The 22074-nt window shown below is 50.3% G+C and carries 18 protein-coding genes; 2 read left to right on the top strand and 16 right to left on the bottom strand.

Going from position 1 to position 22074, the window contains the following annotated elements; genetic code table 11:
• Positions 1 to 13: 13 nt before the first annotated feature.
• The 6 genes from GON22_RS25805 to GON22_RS20690 all read right to left on the bottom strand — a co-directional run bounded on the left by GON22_RS25805 (position 14) and on the right by GON22_RS20690 (position 6953).
• On the bottom strand, positions 14 to 2008 hold the full coding sequence (locus GON22_RS25805; protein ID WP_202113378.1) for a hypothetical protein: 1995 nt from the start codon (positions 2006 to 2008) through the stop codon (positions 14 to 16).
• Positions 2009 to 2056: 48 nt separating this feature from the next.
• Positions 2057 to 4300, bottom strand: coding sequence for a hypothetical protein (locus GON22_RS20670; protein ID WP_160398012.1), 2244 nt, complete (start codon positions 4298 to 4300; stop codon positions 2057 to 2059).
• A gap of 100 nt (positions 4301 to 4400) precedes the next feature.
• Positions 4401 to 5039 (bottom strand): hypothetical protein, encoded by a 639-nt coding sequence (locus tag GON22_RS20675; RefSeq protein ID WP_160398013.1) that lies wholly within the window; start codon positions 5037 to 5039, stop codon positions 4401 to 4403.
• A 193-nt stretch (positions 5040 to 5232) separates the two neighbouring features.
• Positions 5233 to 5736 (bottom strand): DUF3600 domain-containing protein, encoded by a 504-nt coding sequence (locus GON22_RS20680; protein WP_160398014.1) that lies wholly within the window; start codon positions 5734 to 5736, stop codon positions 5233 to 5235.
• On the bottom strand, positions 5726 to 6289 hold the full coding sequence (locus GON22_RS20685; protein ID WP_160398015.1) for a sigma-70 family RNA polymerase sigma factor: 564 nt from the start codon (positions 6287 to 6289) through the stop codon (positions 5726 to 5728). Before GON22_RS20685 ends, GON22_RS20680 begins: the two co-directional genes overlap by 11 nt.
• 136 nt (positions 6290 to 6425) lie before the next feature.
• Entirely contained in the window at positions 6426 to 6953 is a 528-nt protein-coding gene (locus GON22_RS20690) for a hypothetical protein (protein ID WP_160398016.1), read from the bottom strand.
• A gap of 182 nt (positions 6954 to 7135) precedes the next feature.
• On the opposite strand from GON22_RS20690, the gene GON22_RS20695 reads away from it, so the two are divergent.
• On the top strand, positions 7136 to 7345 hold the full coding sequence (locus GON22_RS20695; protein WP_160398017.1) for an H-type small acid-soluble spore protein: 210 nt from the start codon (positions 7136 to 7138) through the stop codon (positions 7343 to 7345).
• Positions 7346 to 7439: 94 nt separating this feature from the next.
• On the opposite strand, the gene GON22_RS20700 is transcribed toward GON22_RS20695, so the two are convergent.
• Both GON22_RS20700 and GON22_RS20705 read right to left on the bottom strand, forming a co-directional pair.
• Entirely contained in the window at positions 7440 to 8711 is a 1272-nt protein-coding gene (locus tag GON22_RS20700) for a YbfB/YjiJ family MFS transporter (RefSeq protein ID WP_160398018.1), read from the bottom strand.
• Positions 8712 to 8723: 12 nt separating this feature from the next.
• Positions 8724 to 9815 carry a polysaccharide deacetylase family protein gene (locus tag GON22_RS20705; RefSeq protein ID WP_160398019.1) on the bottom strand — a complete coding sequence of 364 codons (1092 nt, stop codon included), beginning with the start codon at positions 9813 to 9815 and terminating at the stop codon, positions 8724 to 8726.
• 129 nt (positions 9816 to 9944) lie between these two features.
• Between GON22_RS20705 and GON22_RS20710 the strand changes: the two genes are divergently transcribed.
• The gene (locus GON22_RS20710; protein WP_160398020.1) at positions 9945 to 10838 is read left to right on the top strand and encodes a LysR family transcriptional regulator; all 894 of its coding nucleotides are present in this window, start codon (positions 9945 to 9947) and stop codon (positions 10836 to 10838) included.
• 40 nt (positions 10839 to 10878) lie between these two features.
• Here GON22_RS20710 and GON22_RS20715 read toward each other — a convergent pair whose 3' ends face one another.
• The 8 genes from GON22_RS20715 to GON22_RS20750 form a co-directional block, all read right to left on the bottom strand.
• Complete coding sequence (locus GON22_RS20715; protein WP_160398021.1) at positions 10879 to 11208, bottom strand: hypothetical protein; 330 nt, start codon at positions 11206 to 11208, stop codon at positions 10879 to 10881.
• A gap of 23 nt (positions 11209 to 11231) precedes the next feature.
• Positions 11232 to 11696 (bottom strand): GNAT family N-acetyltransferase, encoded by a 465-nt coding sequence (locus GON22_RS20720; RefSeq protein ID WP_160398022.1) that lies wholly within the window; start codon positions 11694 to 11696, stop codon positions 11232 to 11234.
• Positions 11697 to 11885: 189 nt separating this feature from the next.
• On the bottom strand, positions 11886 to 12653 hold the full coding sequence (locus GON22_RS20725) for an ABC transporter permease (RefSeq protein WP_160398023.1): 768 nt from the start codon (positions 12651 to 12653) through the stop codon (positions 11886 to 11888).
• Positions 12654 to 13424, bottom strand: a complete 771-nt coding sequence (locus GON22_RS20730) for an ABC transporter ATP-binding protein (RefSeq protein ID WP_160398024.1) — start codon at positions 13422 to 13424, stop codon at positions 12654 to 12656.
• Between the two features lie 26 nt (positions 13425 to 13450).
• Entirely contained in the window at positions 13451 to 14317 is an 867-nt protein-coding gene (locus tag GON22_RS20735; RefSeq protein ID WP_160398025.1) for a pentapeptide repeat-containing protein, read from the bottom strand.
• A gap of 13 nt (positions 14318 to 14330) precedes the next feature.
• A complete protein-coding gene (locus tag GON22_RS20740; protein WP_160398026.1) occupies positions 14331 to 14660 on the bottom strand; it encodes a helix-turn-helix transcriptional regulator in 330 nt (109 codons plus the stop codon).
• Between the two features lie 199 nt (positions 14661 to 14859).
• A complete protein-coding gene (locus GON22_RS20745; protein WP_160398027.1) occupies positions 14860 to 16503 on the bottom strand; it encodes an RHS repeat-associated core domain-containing protein in 1644 nt (547 codons plus the stop codon).
• On the bottom strand, positions 16467 to 22037 hold the full coding sequence (locus GON22_RS20750; protein ID WP_160398028.1) for a SpvB/TcaC N-terminal domain-containing protein: 5571 nt from the start codon (positions 22035 to 22037) through the stop codon (positions 16467 to 16469). Before GON22_RS20750 ends, GON22_RS20745 begins: the two co-directional genes overlap by 37 nt.
• Positions 22038 to 22074 lie beyond the last annotated feature (37 nt).

Here is a 22074-nt window from a genome sequence, read left to right on the forward strand (position 1 = left end):
GAGCCTTCCCTCCTTACGAATCGTATTCCGCATTCACCGCATTAACTAACGCTTCATTAGGCACGGCCGAAAATAGAAAGACGAGTGCGGATTGTGCCTCGTCCTTGGAGTAGCCCGCAGCGTGAAGCGCATGCGCCATTAATGGAGGCGTGTTCGATGTGCTGTCGAAATAAACGCGCAGGACGGCACCTAATTGGCCGGGCAGCGCATCGAACTGTGGGTTGCTCTGCTTGATTGGCAGAGCAGCATCTGCCGCTGCAGTTCCCGCCAATTGTAGCGCAGTAATCCGAGCCATCACTGCAGGCGTTGGATAGGCACCCGCCATGAACTGCAAAAAATCGCTCATGCAAATTTTGTCTTGATAGAAAGCGCCAATTGCCGAGCTCGCTTGAGCGGGCGGCACGCTTGCTGCGCTTAAGGACCACGCGATTTGTGAAGGCTCACCCGCCGTCTCGGGGAAAACTTGCGTTAATGCCGTTAGGAAGGCGATCGTGTTGTGCACCGATTGCTGTGGCTCGTGGCCTGCGAGTACCGGAGCAGCTTGCTGTGCTGTTTGGCCAGCGGCTTTCAGCCGTTGTGCGAGGTTAGCATGCAGTGCGCCGACGTTGCTAGGGATGGCTTGCGCGACGTACGAAAACGGTGAAATCGCGTCCCGAATGTTCCGAATAATGTCCGAGATGCCGATTGGCGGCACACAATCTGCGGATGCTTTTTGCGTACCGAACGTGATGAGGCTCCATATTTTCCCTTGGCTTTCCGCAGGAAGCTCGTCCTCGGGGACGAGAAGCGAGAAACATAGCGAAGCATCTAGCCCGACGAATTGCACGGATAATGCCCTCTCTCCTTCCGCCCCTCCCTCCTGTGACAATTGATACCGCGTACGATCCGAATAGACTTGGAAAGGCATTGTGCTATTGGCCATTTGATCGGAGCCGAAGCGAATAACAGTGCTTGGAAAGCCCATTCCCATACTGAAATAGGTATTGCCTTGATCGGATACGATCTTTAGCAGCCCGATGACGCAAGCCTGCTCTCCAGCAGCAAGAGGTGACGCAGCTAATGTTCCTCCGTTACTGTATATCGCCGTGTTAGAAGCCCAATACGTGATCAACTCCGAGACCGGCAAGCCCGTAATCCGGGAAGCGGGAATGCTCGGCAATCGGTCAACATCCAATGTACCCGCAGCGATTTTGCTCGCATCCAGCGTTGGAATTTGTGCGGCGTCCAGCACGCCGGTTGCGATCTTGCCCGCGTCCAACGCGGGGATTTGTGCGGCGTCCAGCACGCCGGTTGCGATCTTGCCCGCATCTAGCGCGGGAATTTGTGCGGCGTCCAGCACGCCGGTTGCGATCTTGCCCGCATCTAGCGCGGGGATCTGCGTGGCGTCCAGCACGCCGGTAACGATCTTGCCCGCGTCCAACGCGGGAATTTGTGATGCCGACAGCTCGGGCATCCGATTCGCTTGCAGGCACGAAGTTTGCCGCACACTTTCATCGAGCGCAATCGTGATCGTGACATCGTCCGGTGCTGTGCCTGTTGAAGCAACAGATATCTTGGACAATGGAATTTGGGTACTGTCCGGCGTCATGCTTGACGTATCAAGCAGCGCCAAGATCGGGCATGACTGGAGCTGATTATCGGCGATCTGTGTGTCATGGGATTGTAAGACGAGCAGCCACGTCTTGTTGGCAAAGGCAGCATCGCTCAGATCGATCGCCACGCTACCGGCTTGCGCAAGAACCGTGTTACCCGCCAGACTCGCGCGGTCCGTTAATAGGATCAAGCTGCCCCGTCCATCGATTGCAGCGCCCGGCGAAATGAGAACGTTGTTCTGGTCGCCTTGGGATACGTCGAGCCCTTGCAGAATGCCGCTTTGTACGAAAAAGCTCGAGAACAGCTCGCGGCTGGCAATATGAAAATCTCTCTCTCTATTAAAATCTTCGACGTTGAGCAGCTGATTCGTGTAATATCTCTGTTTGAGAATCGTTGGAATCACGTTGTTCGCCATGTCCTCATATCCTTTCGTGACCCTTTCTCGAGTGGTTTTACAGTACTGCTAACCTTTCAATCTCGTATTGACGCCGACAATGCTTTGCCCAATTTCCAAGTACGCCGGCATGCTGAGATGAGCATACACCGGCTTCGATACGATACCCGACGTGTTGTAAGCTGCAAGCTGGTTCATCTTGTAGCGCAGCTCTGAAGCGTACTGCTTGGCTTTGCTGTTGTCGATGCCCCCGAGCTGATTAATCGCATCCTCTAGCTGCTGCCTGGTGTTATCGTACAGATAGGTCAGCCCCTTTACCGTTGACACAACGGATGCGTTAAGCTGATACTGCTCTGCATTAGGAATTTGCTGAAGCGGAATCTGGCAAGATGTCTGCTCGGTTGCCAATACTTTAACATTGGTGCCTGGCCATACGTCACCTTGCGTTCCCGGTGCCCCTTGCAGCAGGTTAAACGTATATAAGAGCACAGCTCCCGTTCCGAGCCGGTCCACAACGCTTCCATTTAGCTTCCATGCGGCGTTGTAATTAGATTGGGCATCGAGGGAGACGTCGAGCGACTGAATTTGGATCATCGCTTGAATATCATTTATTTTGTTAAAAATGATGTTCAGCGCACTCATAATTTTGTCCCGTGCAACTTGTAACTGTTCCTCCGCTTCTCTCTGTTTCTTTTTGTCTTCGCCGGTTAACCAGTCCCAGAGTGAGGCAAACAAGGCGGCCAAACCGGCAATGAGAACCGGAATGCCAAGCGTGGCAACTGCCGCCAACGCAGCGGCGAGTTCTGCAGCTTCCGCTAGTGTAGCAGTGACGACGAGCGCCGCGAATTCCTCCGCTAGCGCTTCGGCTACGCTCTGAATTCCCTTCTCCAGCGCGCGGCAAATAAACCGGGCTGCCGCTCTCGCCCCGCCTTGCAGCGCCGCGTATTCCGCGATCGCTTTGTACGTATCGGGCTGGCTCAAAATTTGCGGGATGAGCGTACCCGCGCTATCTATGATCGATTCCCAAATCGCGATGGGCAAATGCTTTAGCCCTTTAGGAATTACAAATACTGGTGTGAACAAAATTTCATTAGACGCAATCGTATGTCCAGCAGCTGTAATTGAATAAACAAGCTTCAGCGGAACTTGCATTTTCCCGTCTGGCGTTTTGGTTGGGCTGCCGTTCAGCTTCGGAGACAGCGAGGTTTTCGTTAATCCTTTAATCCAGTCGGATACAATTTTGGCGCACCCGCCGCCCATATTTAAAACATCTGTATATTTCTGGACCCAATCGAGTGAATTGACGGGCAACCCGCTTATTTTCGTGATTTTAAATCCGCTTCCAGACCCTGAACCCTTCGTCCATGTAAATTCAACGCCGAGTGTAACTTCTTTCGAGCTCGTCCCACTATCGGAGGGCAAATCCACGCTTCCAAGATCTAAGCTAGCATTGCCAACAAATGCGCTTTGCGTCAAATCGTAACCCGCATTTACAGTGCCTTTCACGGAGGTGTTCAAAATTATGACGTCTGTGCCGATCGTGATGTATTTATGATTAGGCTGTGTGCTTATTTTCAAATTCGTGTTGGACAGCGTGATGAAATCAAAGTCAAAACTCGAAAGGCTAGTCGTTTCCAAGAGGACCGTTTTGCCCGTTACGGCCAGGCTAATTCGAAAATCATACTTGCCGAATATGCGTAAAATAGCATCCGCGTGGTAACCGGGATAGCAAGTTACGTTATTAGCGGGTTGATTGGCATCGACATATTTGTAGCTATAATCTGCCGGAGCATCAGGTGGAGCCGAAAGCGAGTAAAATAGGCCTTTACGAAAAGCGAATTGATCGGTGACGCTATCCGCCCAGTCCCACTGTCCCCCGATCACTCGAGTGATGAATTGGGTAAGCGTTAAGGCAGGATTAGCAGTTAACTGGATGATAGCTAGCCTTGGGGACGCCTTCTCGAAGACGATGCCTCCAGACAAGTTGAAGCCTGGCAGGCTCGGAAATCGCGCGGAAGCTTGCAATGAGGTGTCCGCAGCCATGTTCTGATTTGCATCTTTGTAAATATGGGAAGTCACATCGAGTTGTTCCAGCAGGACGCCGTTCAACCCGAGCGGATTTGCAATGGAAGTAGTGCTTTCGCCCTTAGGCGCGAGTTTCGGATCATATGGCAAATGTTTGGATAACACGAAATATAAATCTGCGGAAGTCGTGACTCGAATCGCCCCATATAGGCGGACAGGCGTCCCGACGTCGAACTGCATAGTACTGAATAGATAGAAAGCGCCTTCCGTATTCGCTTGATACTTCATGTCTTATTTCCCCTAACCCATTCACGATGGCAAAAAAGGGCGGCCTGCCAACAGTGGTGCATAGCGAGGGCCGCCCGCGTTTCGAGCTGAAACGAAGCGATTATGGTTGGTCCGGAGGATTGTCGTCCGATTTCTCTGTTGCCGTGTATTTGCGATCCAGCGAAATGCCGCCGCCAATGACGCTGAACAAGCCGCTAATTAGCGGAATTGGTTTTGGCTTAGAAGGGTCACTAGGATCGACAGCTTGTCCCGATACCGCTAGGCCCAACCGAATTGGCGGGTAATTGCCGTCCGCATCTTGTGGATCTTGGTCAATGGACAGGCGCGTGACGGTCACTTTTGTATTCAGAATGCCGTCGAAAATATCCTTTATCGCTTCTGGCCAGTCCGACGATGCAGCGGCAGGAAGCGTAATGTCCACGCCGATCTTTTTCAATTGCCCGTTCAGCCAAGTGATCAGCTCAGTTAGGCTGCCGAGTGCGACCTCTGTACCTGGGGGCAGTTCAAAATGCAAACCTTTTGTCTTAATATCGCTAATGTCTTCTGCCGTAATGTTGACGGCTTTGTTGTCTTGGCCCAAACCGAGCGTAATGTTGAACCCAAATCCGAAATTTGACTCGTACGTAATGGACATGCCCTTCAACTCCTTTGGATAGATAATGATTGCGTCTGGAGCTGCTTGATCTACGGTTGTGAATGTCGCTGTATAGGTTGTCCGAAGCATTGCCCCATTGGCCATAATAGTACTTTCATCGTACAAGCACCCGGCCAACAGACCAATTCTATCCTTCTGAACCTACTACTGTCTAGTAGAAAAATGCTTATTTATGTCAAAATAGCTCGATTTTCTAGTTGAAGCGGCGAAAGCAGGATGAAGTCACATAGGGAACAAAGGGACCTATTCCTCATCGAATAGGCCCCTTCTTCATCGTTTACGGTTTTGCGGTTCCCTCTATCTTCTCGAAGTATGGAGCAAGCTTGGCGGCGAGCTGCTCAAATTGCTGCTTCTCTTCTATAGTCAGCTTCTCCTCATGCCTAACCCCATTTTGATCAGTAATCTTCAGCTTTAATTGCATCAGTTGCTTGGACAGCTCTACATACTCCTTGTATTCGTTCTCGGTGAGCTTGCCTTTGGCCCCCTGAAGAAATTCCTCAATTTCTTGATAATCTTCCTGTGTACCGCCATACTGCTCTATTACAGCAGAAGAACCGAAAATATCATCAGCCAGATGAGTAGCAGCGTATGCAGCTGATGGGATGAGAATTGCCACTGCAGCAATGCCTGCTAGTATGCGTTTTTTCATAGGATTTTCCCTTCTCTTTTCATTCAAATAGTGTTGATAGGACTGGTGGACACGTCCATACAAATCAGGTGGGCAGTTCATCGAATCTGCCGCCTGGCGAAGCTTTTCACGCAATTCTTTATCAATGGACATACGCGTCTCCTCCCGTCATATCGAATCGGTTCCGGAGCTCTTTCAGCGCCAGATGCTGCCTTGATTTCACTGTTCCAACGGGGATCTGCAGCAAATCTGCTATTTCGTCCAGCGCATAATCGTGAAAATAGCGCAGGATGACGACCACGCGCAGTTTGTAAGATAACTGGTGGATAAGGCTAAACAGTTCATCCTGCGTTTCGGACTGTAGGACAGCTCTATCCGCCCACTCTAGCTGTTCGCAAGCCATCTGGCGGTTACGTTCAAAGAGGCGAATTCGCCGCCAAGCCTTTCTTTTCCAATCCTGAACCTGACGCACCGTGATGCCATGCAGCCAATAACGAAACGGACGGCTCGAGTCGTATGTATGGATCGAACGCCACATGCGCATGTAAACTTCATTGACAATATCCTCTATGTCCTGTTTGTTATAGACAAGAAAAGCAACTGTTTGATAAACGTCTTGGTGAGTCGACTGATAGACAAGCTGAAAAGCAGTCTCGTCGCCTAACGTTGCTTTTTCAAGCCACAGAAGTAATTCTTTATCGTTCATCGGGGGCCCCTCCCTAACGTGTTACAACCCTTAATTCGCTCTCACTTGGAAAAAGGTTCAGTAAGCAAACGAAACAGGCCGCCGATCTTGCCGGCAGCCGGTGGGCGATACATCTTATCATCGATGCCCCTTTTCTCTAACCTACGATCAGTGCCGATACCGTATATCCGAATCGGGACAGGTTTGCCCCGCGAACGCGAACGACTCCGGTTACGAACAGATGCTTCGCAGTTTCGTCAGCCGTCAGTTGGAGCCGTACATCGCCATTAATAAGTGCCACTTCGCTCGGATTTCGATTGAACGTGCCGTAGGAATTCGGAGCTAATATAATAGTGGAATTGCTTAGCGTCGCATCTACGCCGAACAATAGTTCTTCCCCGTCCTGCCGAATGGCGAATTCCACGGGGATAATAACAAGCTCGTCTCCACGGGAAACCGCATTCCGGCCAAGGTCAACGACGCCGCTTGCCGTCACCTGTTGCCTATTATCCGGCAATGTAACGGAAAAAGCACGCGTGCGCACGATATTTGCCGGAGGAATTACAATCGGCACATGCTCAGTTACAGTCCGGCTGCTTAATCTGGCGCAAGCCGCTGATCGTGATCGTTTGGCAGCAGACAGCTTCGTGCTGTATCGCTTCCGCAGCTTACTTAATCTCGGCATTCCAGCATTCCCCTTCCAAGGCAGGATGGATTACTGTATGCGGACGCGACTGCGTGCGTGAACAAGGTACCAGCGAAATGTCGAGCAGCACTCCAGCTTCATACATGATTGCCCGGTGAAAAACGAAAATAACGGATAAACAACATGAATTTAGAAAACACTAAATGTGAGGTGATACTATCATGGAAGCGTACAGGGCAAAAGAAATTGCTGACTCTCCCGATTTAATAACGGTGTCGTACTTTGGCGTTCCTGTGTTTATCGAACGAGTCAACATCGAAGCAGGCACAGCAAGAATTCATCCGATTGATAGGCCAGAGGAAGAGCAGACCGTGCCAGTCAACGTGCTGGAAGAAGAGTTCAATGGCGATCCGGATATCCTATTCACATGAGCTACTGCCAAAGTTTATAACGAGCATAACGCATCACTATAAAAACTATACAAAGAGGATATTATTCAACACGCTAAAATAAAGCGGCAGCCTGCTATAGCGGCTGCCGCTTTATTTTAGCGATTTGCCTGCGCGTTTCACACTTTTCCTCAAGCTCCAACTTTCGTTGCTGAAAACCATACAAACCAGCTAAGGCTGCGGCAATTGCCATAAAGATTGCACTGGATGCTACGCCGAATTGCAAGCCGAACCGCTGAACTACAACGCCTCCAACGATAGGCCCGATTATTTGCCCAGATGCAAAAAACGAAGTAGCTACACTAAGGCATGATGCATACGCCTGGTGAGGGACATGGCGACGAAGAAGTGCAGTTGTCATAAGGGGCGGAGCAATAAAGGAAACCAATCCAATTATAACAGCCCCTAGCACTGTATATATCATATGATTTGCCGTTACGCCCATTACACCGATTGTCCCCAAGGTTAGCCCCAATGCAAGCGTATACCCGCTCGGCCATCGGTCAATGGCTTTGCCACCGATCCATCCGTTAAATAACCCTGCCAAGCCGATTCCCGACCATATCAACCCGGCATTGAGAGATGGAAGGCCTCTGCTCACCAGATACGGAATAATAAACGTGAAATAAATGATGTATCCCCATCCGAAGAAGAAATAGGCAGCGATTAGGAACAACAACCGCTTCGGATTGAATAAGAGGAGATACACAGTTTCGCTTTTTTCGTTCGATGGGCTCGATTCGATTTGGAAAACACTATTGTCGGCTCCCCGTTTTCTGGTGGCATATTCGAATCCGAATGCGGCAATTACCCCAAGTACGCCCATAGCTATCCAAGCATACCGCCACCCCTGCACATGAGAAGGATCTATGGTAACGGGGGCGAATAAACCAGTCACTAATATGCCGGCTGATCCGCCCAGCCAGATTAAGCCCGAGGCCAAACCTCGTTCTGCCGCCCGAACGGTGTCCAACGCGATGGACAGGACTAACACTGTAGCAAAGGCCGATAACAGTCCAATTGCAAACCGCCATAAACCGAGTTGTGCGAAATTATAGCTAAATGCCGAACCGATCAAAGCTAAACCGAGCAATAAACATGCCATTCGATTAATGGTCGGTTTGAAGTCTGGAAACCGCCCGATCAAAGGAGAAAGGCATAATGTGCCTATTAAATAACCGATAAAGTTAACTGTCCCTAATATGCCCAACTGGCCATAACTTCCGCCGATCACACGCTGTATCCCAGGCAAGAACATGCCATAGGAGAGCCGGGAAAACCCGAGAATGATGGCAAACATAAACGATGCCCATAACGTTATCCAATTCATTGCGGATTTAGTAGCCATATCCCCGAGCCGCTACCCTTCTAGCAAAACAATTTCTGATTCAAAGCCCAGCTGCTCACACAACTTGTGAATGCGGCGCATGTCCTGTGTGCTGGCAATCCACTTGCAACCCAAAGCTGATGCCTCATGGGCCGCCCATTGCAAAATATAAATCAAAGCATCCGAATGTGCTTCTTTCGTAGCAAATTCCTCTAACACTAGCGCATCGCCTTGGACGGAAGCGCGCACGTATGCCCAGTGCTGACCGGCAAAGCTGCGGGCGACAAAACGGGCTTCTCCTCCCGACTGGATAGGCATTGCGAGCGTATGCAGCCATTTGGGATAAGCATCGGGACCCTTAGGGGCTTTCAGGCTCCCCCATTCAAGCGAATCTGCAGCAAGCCTACGCAATTCATCGTCGCTTCCGACGAAGTTCCACTGCTCCAAATGGAAAACATTTTGCAAAGCTGGTTTAAATCTAACTTGCCAGCGCCGTTCACCTGATGCAACGCCATTAGCTTGAAGCAGTTCGGATATGGAAACCGCGGCAAGGCCTTTAGCGTGAGTAAGATGTAATAGCGACTTAACGGCGTTCGGCGTTTCTTTGGCGATTTCATTGGCATGAAACATTAGGATCGATCCGTTGTACAACTTAGGCAATACCCGTTCTACTAGCTGCGCACTAGGCGGTCCCGACCAATCGACGGTATCCTCCCCCTCAATGGCTAGATAGTTCCACTCTCGGAGCCACGCTAGATTCTCTTCCCGATAGGAAGCGTAAGGAAAACGCATGATGGCTGGAGCCGCCCTTCCTGTTGCTTCTTGATAGGCGAGCTCAGCTAGCCTCAGTTCTTCGAAGAATACGGATTTGGCCACATCTCCCATTCTCCGATGATGGTAGGTATGCGTTGTCAATTCATGGCCTCTAGCTATCATTTCCCTTGCTTTCGCTGGATAACGGTCAAACCACTCTCCTGTTAAAAAAAACGTCCCGCACGCACCACCCTGCTCCAACGCTTCCAGCCAAGCGTCAATCGGAAGACGCATCGGGCCGTCATCGAACGTAAAGGCGATGTGAGAAGCAGCAAGATTGCCGCGAGTAATGACCAAATTCGAATTTCCCATCGAAAATCCTCCCTCTGTACTATCTTTCCGGCATCATACCGATGACCCTATTGTAAATTCACGGGTTAGTTTTGTAAAATTGAATAATATGAACAAATCATTCGAAAAAATTAAACTAAGGTGATGACAATGGATCTTCGGGCTTTAAAAACCTTTGAAGCTTGTGTGCGGCATGGGCATTTCCTAAAAGCTGCAGAGGAACTGCAATACGCTCCATCTACGGTAACGCTTCAAATTCAGCGTCTCGAAGCTGATCTTGGTGTTTCTTTATTCGTACGTGAAGGAAAACGTGTGATTGTAACGGAAGCTGGCAGGTGGCTCCAACATGAAGCAACGGCATTACTGAAGTCGATTGGAACGATGAGGCAGACGGTATCGGAAATTGCTGAGGGAGATAAAGGCACGGTACGTTTTGCCGCTATTGAGCCCATTGCAAGCCAACAGATAGCAGCCATTATGGCTGGCTTTTGCAAGACTCGGCCGAACATCGAGTTAACGATGGACGTTGGCGGCAGCAGATCGATCGCGGAGCGGGTTAGGGCAGGCGAACTGGAATTCGGCGTTTGCTCGGCACCGCCTTCGAAGCTCATGCTAGCGTTTGAACCGCTAATTGAAGAACGGCTAGGCGTCATGATCCATAAGAGCCACCCATTAGCTGATCGAGACATGATCACAGCGAGTGACCTCGTGGGGCTAACCGTTCTTGTCAAAGAACCGGCTTGTATTTATCGGGAGCTATGGGAAACGGCGATTACCCCTACTGGGCAAAACCGGTTCTCTTGTATGGAGGTCGGAAGTTTCTACGTCATTCAACAAATGGTTAAGGCCAAGTTCGGCGTCGGGATTGTTCCGATTTACGATGGATTGGAACAAGAAGGCGCCTTGGTTATCAAGCCGATAGGCGATCTGAATCCGACCATCACGATAGGCATCGCTTATAAAGAGCAACTTTTTCTAGGCAAGGCAGCATTATTATTGATGGAAGCAATTCGGGGCATCCGTAAAACGCAAGAAAAAGCTTGATTGCTCAAGCTTTTTCTTTCCTCACCCATTCTATTTTATATCAATCTTGCTTTATATACGTATCCCCCAGATCCATTAGCCCTTTTACTATAATACGCTTATGAAGCGTATCCCCCTCGTACCCATACACCCATTCTGGCCAAATATAATCGGTTATTCCCCTTTTCTCGCCTTCATAATAAGCAATTCCGATTTTCTTGCCGAGATTATCGGTGTCGGAATTTTCATATACATATCGATTGTTCCCAAATACGATAGTGTCGCCACGAATCTCGTACTTATCCACCCAAACTCTAGTATTTGCAAAATAAAATACAGCAACGAGAACAAAGAGAAGAAATGCCGCTCCCCCTACTTTCCACCATTTCATGCGCTAACCTCCCATGGAGCCTCTTAATCCCAATGCTTTTCCATAGCTTCTTCACATCGGGAGAAACCATTTCGGGCATAGAACTTAACACTGTCCTTGCTTGGCCATAGGATAATAAACTCAACCGCATGTTCTTTTGACCATTGTTCCAGAGCAGCATGAATGGTTGACCCGATCCCTTGGTTTCTATAAGCAGGGCGCGTATAAACATTGGTCACGTAACCGAAGTAGGGATCTGGGGATTGCCCTGGCCGTGGAACTTTATGGATAAGTTGCAGATACATATGCGAAACAAGAGCTCCATCAATTTCTGCAACCCAAATAAACCAATCTCCACTTCGGATTGCTTTTACCAAAAACTCCTTACAAACCTTTTCAAATTGCTCAAATGTAACGGCACTTTCCTTACGTTCCTCTGCTGTAAAGTCCCAACGCATTTGAACCAACTGCGCTACATCCTCCAATGTGGCTAAGCGAACGAATGCCATGCTTCCACCTCTTGAAATTATTTTGGAATTATTAGTAGTTTATGTATGCCTCTAATGAAGATACAGCCCCTGAACGATAGAGTCAATGTTTAGCCTAACAGTCAATAGATAAAGAAGAGCCTCCACTTAGGGCTGCTCTTCTTTATCATCGTGAAGATAGGTGGCTCCTTTATTGTTGCTTAAACTTCATTATCCCCTCTTCTTATAAGCTCTCATTGCAAATAAATAACCAATAAGCGTAATTCCAAGACACCAAGCAAGCGCGATCCAAATGTCGTGGTTTAAAGGTTGGCCGGACAGCAAAGCACGGATGGATTCTACAATGGAGGTCACTGGTTGATTTTCGGCGAAGGCGCGAACGACGGTTGGCATCGACTCGGTTGGCACAAATGCGGAGCTAATGAATGGCAGGAAGATCAGCGGGTAGGAGAAGGCGCTTGCGCCATCGACCGTTTTGGCAGATAGCCCGGCAATAGCAGCAACCCAAGTTAAAGCGAGAGTAAACAAAGCGAGGATACCTGCTACGGCAAGCCATGGGAGCACGCCTGCAGATGAACGAAAACCCATAATTAATGCTACGAGTATGATGACAACTACGGAGATGGCGTTGGATACAAGCGAGGTGAGGACATGGCCCCAAAGCAAGGCGGAACGTGAAATCGGCATCGTATGAAAACGTTCGAATATGCCCCTCTGTACATCGGTAAACAATCGGAAAGCGGTATAGGATATTCCGCTGGCAATAGCCATTAGGAGAATGCCTGGCAACAGGTAGTTTACATAGTTGTCGGTTCCGGATTGAATCGCGCCGCCTAAAACATATACGAACAGCAGCATCATCGCGATCGGCATAATCGTAACCGTAATAATCGTATCCATGCTGCGGAAAATGTGGCGCATAGAGCGCCCGAGCATGACGCTAACATCGATGAAGAAATGCTTTTTTGCCGTTTCCATCTAGTTCATCTCCTTCTTGCCAATAATTGCGAGGAAGATTTCCTCTAATGATGGTTGTTTCTCGACATATTCCACCTTAGCAGCGGGGAATTTCTGTTTGAGCTCCGACAGGGTGCCGTTTGCAATAATTGTGCCTTCGTGAAGAATAGCGATCCGGTCAGCGAGCTGTTCAGCCTCCTCCAAATACTGGGTCGTTAAAAATACCGTCGTCCCGCCTTCGGCAAGCTCCTTAACAACCTTCCATACCTCGATTCGCGCCTCGGGATCTAGCCCTGTGGTCGGTTCATCCAAAAAAATAATTTTCGGCTTTCCCACAATGCTTAGCGCGATGTCAAGCCTACGGCGCATCCCGCCTGAATAAGTCGATACTCTGCGATCCGCAGCGTCAACCAGGCCGAAGCGCGTTAATAGATCGTCAGCGACTTGGCGCGGATTTGGGAGATATCGCAGCTTGGCAATCATGACCAAATTTTCCCGGCCAGTCAAAATTTCATCGACGGCGGCGAACTGCCCCGTCAGGCTAATCGCCTGCCGCACGTTATCTGGTTTTGAAGCAACATCGATGCCGTTAATGACCGCTGTTCCCCCGTCTTGTTTGAGCAGCGTGGTTAAAATTTTGACGACCGTCGTTTTCCCCGCTCCATTCGACCCAAGGAGAGCGAAGATACTCCCCTTTTCCACCTCGAAATCGACGCCTTTCAGCACTTGGTGCTGCTTATAGCTTTTTTGTAGCCCTTTTACTTGAATAGCGTTGATTTGCACAGCTTGCATCTCAGTTACCTCCCTTCATTCCCTACTTAAATGACGGTTACTTTCGACAAATCAGCTTCCATCCCTTTAAGGGCGGCATAAGTCAGTTTATCCATTGTTGCACCTTCGAAGCTGACCGTTTTGATCATGCGATAGTACTTCTTGGTAAACGTAAATCCAGGCTGGAAGGACACATTCTTAAACGTAGCGCCTTTGAATGTAACGCCAGTTAATGCAGCTTTCTCAAACTTAACGCCGATAAACGTTTGCCCGTCAAAGCATTGCCCGCTTAGATCAGAGTATTTGAAGTCGACCCCATCGAATAAACAGCCTTCGAATATCGTTTTTCTGAGATCAGTCAGCGTTAACGTCACGTCGGTCAGCCTTGCTCCTCTGAATGTGGCTCCTTCAAGCCCCGATTTGCTGAAATTCGTGCGTACAAGAATCGACCGATTGAAGCTTGCTTTTGTTAAGTCGAGCGCCGTGAAGTTGCAATCTGTTAAATTCGCGCTGTCAAAAATAGCTTCGCGTACGTCGCTGCTCTTAAACGAGCTGCCGGTCAAATCTGCGCCTGAGAAGTCGGACCCGTGCAATGCGCTGCCATTGAACTGGCCTTTATGGGCAGTAACGCCTGCAAAGTCGCTTTTCGCCAAATTGCTTGCGCTAAAGTTCGTCACCACCTGGCGCTCCAGTGAGCGGGAAAGATTGGCGACCTCCAGAATCGTTTCCTCGATGTCGCCGATGCTCTCGATCGTCAGCTTAAACGCTGTTTCATCGTCTTTGCCCTCATTTCTGAGCTCACTGTAACGTTCTTGCAAATCGGAAAGCAGATCCGCCTTTAATTCAGTGACGCTTTTCACCCCATCGTATGGCGTAAACACACTGTTCAAATAATTCGTCAATTTCGGGTTCATCCCATTCATCCCCTTATAATAAGTTTTCGAGCACGCGCTTGGCATACTCCCAATTGCTTACGTTGCGGGCGTATGTTTCCTTGCCCTTCTCAGTAATCCTAAAATATTTGCGCCGTCCGCCCTGCGACTCATCGCCCCAATACCACTCGATGTCTCCGTCTGCTTCGAGCCGCCGGAAGCTCGAGTACATCGTTGCTTCCTTCAGCTCATATTCGCCGCCCGAACGCTCGGCAATCAGCTTGACAATCTCGTAACCGTAACGGTCAGCTTCAGACAATAGCCGTAAAACCATCGTATCTGTATGTCCTCGCAGCAGGTCGGATGTGATTTTATTCTCGCTCACACAATCACCTCCATATCTGCATGATAAGGCATACTACTGTGACTGTCAAGGTACTTTTATCGTTATAATACTCCGACTGAAATAAAAGGTGCATCCTTCATAAAAAAACAGCAGCGGTTGATCCGAAGATCCACTGCTGCTGTTATGAACACCGTCTGATCTAAACTGCTCCATCAAGCCTTGTTAGGATCGCACGCACTTAAATATATTTTCCAGGATTATTGCCCCAAGCTTTTTGGAATTGGGATGTGGCTTCATTTTTTTGGGTTTGCGAGTAGTTGCTAGGGAAATCCAGAGACGCCGTTTGAAAATCGCCGATCATCGTAGCCCTCTCCCCTGGTTGCAATAGCTTCGTGCCGAATGTTTTTTTCAGCTTCGATTGCTTGTGCTTCATGATAGAGCCCCCAGAAGAATTCGCGCTGCTATTGCCAACGAACAAATTGTCTGGATTGTTGTATTGATCGAGGATAAGCGTATGGAAGCCGCGCTCGATATCGGAATGTGACAGCTTTTTCTTCTGCTGTAGCTTTGCGAACCGATTCTTATAAATTTTGTTGCTGAACGTATTAATACTGACATCTTTCTTTAAGTAATGCTCCATTTCTGAAAGTGATTTTCCTCTCGTCACCGTCCGTGGCAATTTGGCTAGCGTAAGATAGGGTTGAATATGGTTACGGGAAAGGCCGGATTTCTTGAATTTTTTGCCCGAAGAATCTGTAAAATAACCTTTATTTTCAGGCCGTGCTGCGATTGCGCGCAACGCACTGCTCGAAAACTTCTTCGGCCGTCCAATGACCTGAAGCTTCATGCCCCCTGATGGACGAGGGACGACGGAAACCTTGAATTTCGTCTTCTTCTGTTTGGGCATCAAGCCATGCGGATCCGTGTAAGTGGCTGGATTGCCGCCAACATACGCATATAAATTCAGCCCGTCAATCGTGCCAGCTGGATCTGGGCTTAACCATCGATATGACGATGGCGCATAATAACGCTGGCCGTAATCGTAGAAGCCGGTATATGCATCCTTTTCCTTCCCTGCATAACGCAGCTTCTTAAGCTGCAAGGCATCTCCAGCAGAAGCTGACCAAGCCGTACTGCCATAAGGATAATAGGATTCCCTAGTGAGGATGCTCCCCTCGTTATCCACCTCAATTACGCAAGAGCCGACCTGATCGTGCAAAGAATACCTGACCTGCGCAAGCTTCTCCCCCGCTGGGTTGCCAACGGTCCATTTCATACTCGTAGCAATGTTCTGGTCATGAATTCCCAGCCGTGCTGATTCAACTTGCAGCACAAGCCTGGATGGATCGATAGCGGCGCCGCTATAAAGGCTGCAAATCTCCAGATGGCCGATGTATCGCGTGTCTTCAATCGACTCAACGTTTCCGCCTGTGCCAAGGAACTCCGTCACTTTGCGCACGCGGTGACCGTCCTGGCCATAGATATAGTATTCACGTAAAGCGCCATGGCCCGGAACATAGGATTGCAACTGCTTGTCATAGTTCCATTGAAGGATCGCAGAATGCTCGTCCCTCTCTTGGCATCCGGTGGCATCGAAATAGGCATCCACTTGCGCCGGGTCCGATGTCAATTGGGACGAGACCGCACGATTAGATCGCGGCGACACGGTTAGCGACAACAAGTTTGTCCCGCAACCGTCGGCATGCGATCGGCTAACAGCCTCATATAAGTTGCCGGAATCATCGTACCGGTAATCTAATTGATAGGGCAGCAGCTTGGCATCTCCAGCAAGCGGGAGCGGAAGAATGGCATCCGGCTGTTCGCCTGCCCAGCCCGTCGACTGAATCAACCGATAAGATGTATCGTAGGTGTAGTCAGACACCACCGTACAATCAGAGAGAAAGGCAGCGCCCGTTCTATCGTCTGGCTAATATGCCCTAGAGGATCGTGAAACAGCTGCAAATCTTGCAGCTCCATTTTGCCTGCCTGCTGTGTTCGCACTCGGGTCGGTTCGAACGTCCTAGCATCGTATTCGTACGTAGTGGCCCATCCATCTCCCGTGCCATAGGCCAACTGAAGCCATTGCCCCTTCGCGTTGCAGTCCGTGATCTGAAATGCAGCCTGTGGCGAAGGCTCGTCGGAGCCTAGCAACTCCGCCCGCAATAGCCAGCCTGCAAGGCCGTATTGCCAGTCCGCCCGATTGCCCAAGGCATCGGCATGCGTAACGAGCTGGCCCACCGCATCATAGCCGAACGTTTCCTCGAAGGTTTGCTTTTCGAGCAGCTTTTCGGGATTTGCGATGCCTGCCGGAGACCAATCCAGCAGATTCACGTATTCTTGGGCAAAACGATGCGTCACGCGCTTCGGATGAGCGTCTATACTGTATGCTTCTATGGCCATTAGTCCGCTTTGGCCGAAGCGCTGATACAGCTCCCCACGCAAATTGGCCGCCGTCGCTTGTTGGAGCTCCAAGCTTTCTCCGTAAACCAACGCCTCGACTATTCGCGCTTGTCCGTCTGGACCTATAACTTGAACAGATGTAAGGCGATGCAGTTCGTCATAGAAGAACCGCTTTGTGTACAACCCATGACGGCTAAAGATGGGATCGCCGTTTGCATTCCAAATAATCCATCGGGAGCTTCCTCCGTCAACGCTAGCTGTTCGATAACGTTGATTCGCAAAATTGTAAGCATACCGGAAATTTTCCAAGCCCATCGCTCCGAGCCTAGGGTCTGCACTGGTTAGCAAATTACCAGATGAATCCCATTCATGCTTTGTTATGAGCGTATGTTGGCTATCTTTGTACGTTACCATCTGAACGGTCTTCCCTTGCGCGTTAAACCGTTTATGTTCGGGCGTGCCAGCCAGCAATGCGGATTTGGCCATCGTTTGCCGATCTTCGTCGGCCAGGTCGGGATCGTAATATGGCGAAGCGGGGTCGGATCCGCTTATGTTCGCCATATAGTAAGGAGATTCCAGCAAGGTGTCGATGCCGTCCCAATCTGTTTCTTCCCAAGGCGCTCGGTCAATCCGTCTTACGAACCCTTTAGCACTTATGATTCGGCATTCTCGCCCAAGCGGATCGTACTCGAACGTTGGGCTGGAGCCGAATCGGTGCAGATTTTTACAATCGGCGAATTCAGCTGCATTGATAAAATAAGGCTCGTATTGTTTTACAGGCTGCCCTTTATTGTTGTAAACCGTTCTACCCGTCGCAAGCCACCGAGGATTAGCTTGGCCTACCGGTATATCTTCCTCCGCTGATGGAGGTTTGAGCGGATCTGCAACGATAAACGCCTCACCGGGTTCTACGAGCTGTTTAAGCTGGACTAACCGTCCCAATCCGTCACGAAATGTAATTTCGATCCGAACTGCGGCTGGTCCATCCGATTCGGCATCTTGCGCATTGTGTACATATTGCACCGCATCCAAGCTAACTGCGCGAGTTGGCTTGCCCTGTGGAGCATGTGCGAGCGTATCATATATGAGGTTCCGATGCAGCCCGAAAGCTTCGCTCAATAGAAGTTGTTCCGCCGACCGCATTTCGCGGAAGCGCTGCGTGATTCCTCCGCTATAGCTGATGTTGCCATTTGCCATGAGCTCTTGCCAAAGTGCGGCCGTATCGATGCCTATGCCGACCAAATCGACTTGGCTAACTTGTCCCATCCAAGAGAGCAAATCATATTGATAGAAATGTGCAGCTCCTTGCAAATATGCGGCTGGATCTTGAACGATTGCATCCAGCATCGCCTTTTCCCGAACCTGATAGTGGCCAAGCGGCATAAAACCGGCTTCCTTCCCGCTTTCTGCGCCGTAACGGGAAGCCACTCGTACCCGGCCAAGCCCATCATACAGCACCTCGGACACGTTTTGGTTCCGGTCCGTTATTCGCTGCGGAAGCAAGCACAGATAATCCCCTTCCATAGCGGCCGTATTGTTCAATGCGTCCGTCACGCCGGCAATCAGCAAGCCGTATGTGTCATGCTTGTAGCTCGTCCGAGCGCCGAAGCAGTCGGCCGAAGCTTGTACCAAATAAAAAGATTCCAAGCTGCCATACTCGCTCGCATGGCCAGAGCCCCACCAATAACCGGCTTCTTGCCGATATCCCCCTTCGGTTTCGAGCAGCTGCACAAGCTGGTCAACAGCCATAGCGGCACCGAATCCGTCGGAGAGCATGTCCATTGCGTAATATAGCGTTTCCGTCGAATAATGCAAAGCTTGAGGGCTGACTTTCCCAAGCGGCATGGCAGCTCCTTGCTCAGATGACCAGTAATAATGCCGCAATCCACCGATTAAAGGTGTGCCGGGGACATCCGTGACGTTCGTTAAGCGGAGCGCTGCCTCTTCGAATGAAAGCCGTTTGCGGCCTTCGGGCAGCTGCAGGTTGCGAATTTCAAACGTCAGGCTCTCGATGAGGACACCGGCCAAGTAAACCTCATCATCTGCCTGATTGGCATAACGATGCCGCTCCAACTGAATGACAGGCATGCATTGCTCCGGAATGCAACCGGCAGTGGCGGGATCACGGCCGTAAGCGACCGTACAGGAATGAAGCACATTCCCAAAGCCATCGACTTCTAGGGCGAGCTCATGCGTGACATGCGGGTCTGCTGGCATCCGTTCGTAATCAGCGTTCAACGTCTCCCGTTGATGCACGGTATAGATGCCAAATCGATCATTAAGAGGCGGTTGAATGAGCCTGGCTTCGTAGTTCCATTCCGTCACGCGATAAGGCGCGTCCTGCATTTGCCCCGGACTGGCAGCTGCAGCTGGCGCGAAAATTTCCTGCCGCAGCACCAAGCCTTTGAATGCCCGATTCGCTTCTCTTTCAGCTTCCGAATCTAACATCCAATTCGGATAGCGGGTACGATACGCCTCTATATCGAATACGCTATCCGGAAGCCTGTCCATACCGCAGCATTCGCTGTAGTACTCGGCCGCATATTGCTTAGACAAAGGTCCCGCTAGCTCCCAACTGCCGGTGTGATACCAGGTTTTCGTCCAGACAGGAGGCACATCAGTAGGTTGCACGTCCGCCATGACCGTCTCTGCATCCCATCTTTCGACCATGCCAAAACCTCTAAACTCCCTTTCCAGGCCGTCATAGAAACCGTGATGATAGGCGTATTGGCTAAACTCCCTCGTGCCGGAAACGTAATCGCGGACCTCTACCTTTTCAACGACCTGTATGGGAAAAGGCAACGTCTCGATCCATGGCACACCCTTATTGGCATCGGCCAAATAAAATTTCGTCGAGCTGCAATAGGAAATGCGGGTTTCAGAACCGACATTGTTCAAAACACGATTTAGCAGATAAGGCTTGTGCCCACGGTTAAAATCACAGCACCAATGTTTAGGAGCCCCAACTTCTTCGCTGAACAGCATGCAAGCCGTCCCGCTGCCATTGACATCAGCAAAGCTTAACTGGCTCAGCCGATCCCAGCTTGCCGGCAACGGGATGCTAATCGCCTCCGCGAAACAATTGCCGCTTTGGTTCAAATAGAGATCTACCCTATCCGGATGGACATAGATCAAATCCGCCAAACCCGTACCGTTCAAGTCCGCAAGGAATAAACGCGTAGCATCTAGATCTTCGTCAAAATACGGGGCGCCCGCGAGTGCCACCGGCTCGCCGAAACTTCCGTAACCGAGGTTTGGCCAGCATTCTACCCGTCCGTTCGTAATGCGCACGAGCTGTTTGAGGCCTGTGCCCGCCATCTCCGCAAAATCAAGCCATTCGTTGGACGATCCACGTCTTGGAGCTGGGAGCCCAGTCTGTTCGCTAATGATCGGAGGGCCAAACCCTTCGTTCCCGAGTGAAGGATATACGATTACTCTGCCGTCTTCGATCAGAAGCCAATCGTTCCGTCCGCTCCCTGTCGCATCAACGGAATAATACGCTTCCTGGTCGCCCAATACAGCAGGAACGGACGCCATTGGCCGATAGGGGCTCCATGTCCGGTCAGGGTTTGACTCGTAATACCCGTATTGTCCCGGCTCTTGAACAATCCAATCCAGGCGGCCATTGCCGTTCAAATCGGACAGCTCTAACCTGCTTCTTTCTTGATGAATAGCGTTAGGGACAAGTACAAGCGGATCCGCTTGCGCGAACCTTAGCTTACCGCCATCGTAATCCGGTTCGCCTTCACCAGACGGACGCAATTGGCGGTACAGCATCGTCGCTCCGTCATGATAAAGCAACCCCGGAACACCCGCACCGTACAAATCGGCGAGCTGCCAGCCATTCGAGAAGCTAAGCCCCGGCACCGGATTATCATGCTCGTCCACGAGAAGCGAATACTGCCCATTGCCAGGTTCGAACGTGGAATAGAAAAACTCGAGCGGTGGCAGGCTGTCGCTTTTATATGCGCCACTCTCGAATCGGTACCCTATCGACTCTACGGAGGCGAGCAACGATATGGCCGGCGTCTCCCGATAGAGCAGGCGTGTAGCATGTACAAGTATGGGATTCACGCCGAGCTCAGCTTCGAAACGATGGAACATTAGAATATTGCGGCAAAGCCGGCGATGGCGAATTTCAAACCCAGCATAATATGAGGAGAACGCGTCTATCCGATAGGCTGCCGCGGGAATTGCTGATAACCGCTCATAGGGATTGCAATTTTCAGTTCCGTGATCCGGCAGTGCGAAGTCTCCATAATCGAACAACACTTCAAAATGCCAGCTGTCCGAATTTGCCGCAGCTTGTCCTTCTTGATAGGGCACTGCATTGCCGTAACGAATGCGTTGCATATATTTGTTGGCACTAGTAGTGCGATTGATGTCACTAAGGGAATCCGGCAAGCCGTATGCCTGATCCGCTTCATATTCGTAGATGGCGCGGTTTCCTTTGGCGTCGAAACTCTCCGCAAGCAGCCATCGAAATATCCGGCTCTCGTCAGCAGGATCGCAAATTCGTGACAGCGGGGACGTTCCGTACAATGAAGTGATGTTGTCTCTGCTCGTTACGCGCCAATGGACATCTCCTTGCCCTGTCCCGCACCAGCGTTCGATTCGCTCAAATGTGTGGTCGACGCGGGGCCGATAGGCCGTAACTGTATAGGCAGAACCATCAACTTCCCGCTGGACCGGATTGGCGTCTGCAAGAGGCACCAAATCCTCCTCGCCGTCAATCAAATAAGTATCCGATTCGCCATAGCGCGGAATCCCTTGTGCCGTTTTGCGGGAGATGCTCGGAATGGACAGTTTGAATCCAAGGCCGAAGCTGCCATTGCTGCCACCTGAACGGTAATTCAAAGCGAGCTGAGGTTCGAATTCACAGCATGGGCTCGTAAATACGGGCACGTGGAAGGAAGCTTCTCCAGCAAATTCGTTGTCGTGAAAGTCGCCGGACAAGCCTTCAAACCCTCCTCCGCCTTCAGGCAGAGACATTAGCATCCCAGCTTCATCAGTCATAATCCTTTGCTCCCCCTGTGTTTGCAATGAATCTTAT

The organism is Paenibacillus sp. MMS18-CY102 (genome assembly GCF_009789195.1).
Lineage (GTDB): Bacteria > Bacillota > Bacilli > Paenibacillales > Paenibacillaceae > Paenibacillus_T.